The sequence below is a fragment of the Neobacillus drentensis genome, from assembly GCF_036965425.1.
Classification (GTDB): domain Bacteria; phylum Bacillota; class Bacilli; order Bacillales; family Cytobacillaceae; genus Neobacillus; species Neobacillus drentensis_F.
The window spans coordinates 1-1,815 of the sequence record NZ_JBALPP010000005.1; the positions used below are offsets into that span (position 1 = coordinate 1).

At 48.3% G+C, this 1,815-nt stretch carries 15 tRNA genes and 1 rRNA gene; all 16 read left to right on the forward strand.

The features are described 5' to 3' along the window. Window positions 1–107, forward strand: a 5S ribosomal RNA gene (gene rrf / locus V7161_RS00485); the annotation flags it as partial. Window positions 108–121: 14 nt separating this feature from the next. Next, window positions 122–196: transfer RNA gene (locus tag V7161_RS00490), tRNA-Asn, on the forward strand. 7 nt (window positions 197–203) lie between these two features. After that, window positions 204–295, forward strand: a tRNA-Ser gene (locus V7161_RS00495). A gap of 15 nt (window positions 296–310) precedes the next feature. Further along, a tRNA-Glu gene (locus V7161_RS00500) sits at window positions 311–385 on the forward strand. Between the two features lie 39 nt (window positions 386–424). Beyond that, window positions 425–500, forward strand: a tRNA-Val gene (locus V7161_RS00505). A gap of 49 nt (window positions 501–549) precedes the next feature. After that, window positions 550–623, forward strand: a tRNA-Met gene (locus tag V7161_RS00510). 3 nt (window positions 624–626) lie between these two features. Continuing rightward, window positions 627–703 (forward strand) — tRNA-Asp (locus V7161_RS00515). A gap of 31 nt (window positions 704–734) precedes the next feature. Next, window positions 735–810, forward strand: a tRNA-Phe gene (locus tag V7161_RS00520). Window positions 811–834: 24 nt separating this feature from the next. Continuing rightward, window positions 835–919: transfer RNA gene (locus tag V7161_RS00525), tRNA-Tyr, on the forward strand. A gap of 39 nt (window positions 920–958) precedes the next feature. Continuing rightward, window positions 959–1,032: transfer RNA gene (locus V7161_RS00530), tRNA-Trp, on the forward strand. A 10-nt stretch (window positions 1,033–1,042) separates the two neighbouring features. Next, window positions 1,043–1,118 (forward strand) — tRNA-His (locus tag V7161_RS00535). A gap of 39 nt (window positions 1,119–1,157) precedes the next feature. Next, window positions 1,158–1,232, forward strand: a tRNA-Gln gene (locus tag V7161_RS00540). A gap of 4 nt (window positions 1,233–1,236) precedes the next feature. Further along, window positions 1,237–1,311 (forward strand) — tRNA-Gly (locus V7161_RS00545). Between the two features lie 7 nt (window positions 1,312–1,318). After that, window positions 1,319–1,392 (forward strand) — tRNA-Cys (locus V7161_RS00550). A 45-nt stretch (window positions 1,393–1,437) separates the two neighbouring features. Then, window positions 1,438–1,523, forward strand: a tRNA-Leu gene (locus V7161_RS00555). Between the two features lie 24 nt (window positions 1,524–1,547). After that, window positions 1,548–1,628 (forward strand) — tRNA-Leu (locus V7161_RS00560). Window positions 1,629–1,815 lie beyond the last annotated feature (187 nt).

The window sequence follows — 1,815 nt, forward strand, 5'->3', positions numbered from 1 at the left end:
ATGGCGAGAAGGTCACACCCGTTCCCATACCGAACACGGAAGTTAAGCTTCTCAGCGCCGATGGTAGTTGGGGCACGCGCCCCTGTGAGAGTAGGACGTTGCCAGGCTGTTATTCTAATATTCCGCAGTAGCTCAGTGGTAGAGCTATCGGCTGTTAACCGATCGGTCGTAGGTTCGAGTCCTACCTGCGGAGCCATTTTAATGGAGAGCTGTCCGAGTGGCCGAAGGAGCACGATTGGAAATCGTGTAGGCGGGTAACCCTGTCTCAAGGGTTCAAATCCCTTGCTCTCCGCCATTAATTTTTTAAAATGGCCCCTTGGTCAAGCGGTTAAGACACCGCCCTTTCACGGCGGTAACACGGGTTCGAATCCCGTAGGGGTCACCAAATTTTCTTCGTGATATTGAAAATTACTTTCATGAATATGGAGGATTAGCTCAGCTGGGAGAGCATCTGCCTTACAAGCAGAGGGTCGGCGGTTCGATCCCGTCATCCTCCACCATTATGTACTTGCACTTTTGTACATGAATAGAATATATTGTTTTTATCGTCGCGGGGTGGAGCAGTCCGGTAGCTCGTCGGGCTCATAACCCGAAGGTCGCAGGTTCAAATCCTGTCCCCGCAATACGGTCTGGTAGTTCAGTTGGTTAGAATGCCTGCCTGTCACGCAGGAGGTCGCGGGTTCGAGTCCCGTCCAGACCGCCATTTAAATGAAAATGGCAAAAAATGAAATTGTGGCTCAGTAGCTCAGTCGGTAGAGCAAAGGACTGAAAATCCTTGTGTCGGCGGTTCGATTCCGTCCTGAGCCACCATTTATGTTTTAGTTGATTATATGTGGAGGGGTAGCGAAGTGGCTAAACGCGGCGGACTGTAAATCCGCTCCCTCCGGGTTCGGCGGTTCGAATCCGTCCCCCTCCACCAAAATTTTTTCGCGATAGTGAAAATAACTTTCAATAACATAGGGGTATAGTTTAAAGGTAGAACGAAGGTCTCCAAAACCTTTGGTGTGGGTTCGATTCCTACTACCCCTGCCATTATATTGTGGCGATTGTGGCGAAGTGGTTAACGCATCGGATTGTGGTTCCGACATTCGTGGGTTCGATTCCCATCAGTCGCCCCATAATATTTTAATAAATTCTTGTTTAGTTATTAACGACATTGGGCTATAGCCAAGCGGTAAGGCATCGCACTTTGACTGCGACATGCGTTGGTTCAAATCCAGCTAGCCCAGCCATTTTGCGGAAGTAGTTCAGTGGTAGAACACCACCTTGCCAAGGTGGGGGTCGCGGGTTCGAATCCCGTCTTCCGCTCCAATTTTATGGCGGCATAGCCAAGTGGTAAGGCAGAGGTCTGCAAAACCTTTACCACCGGTTCGAATCCGGTTGCCGCCTCCATAAAACTTACGTTGAGTATGGGTAAGAAATAGTTATTTTAATTTCGCCGGGGTGGCGGAACTGGCAGACGCACAGGACTTAAAATCCTGCGGTAGGTGACTACCGTACCGGTTCGATTCCGGTCCTCGGCATTAGCTTCAATAAAATATTGTCACGCCGGTGTGGCGGAATTGGCAGACGCGCACGACTCAAAATCGTGTTCCTCTGGAGTGTCGGTTCGACCCCGACCACCGGTATCAAAAACGTTTCTCATATTGCATGAGAGACGTTTTTATTTTATCCTTTTGTTATGTAAATAATTAATATTAACTATCCTAAATTCATTAATTATAAGAGCAGATCTTAATGCCCGTCAGACCCGAAAAAAAGCCGTTAAGGTAAATAAGAGGGCTTCATAATACCCATCAGGCTCGGAAAATAGAT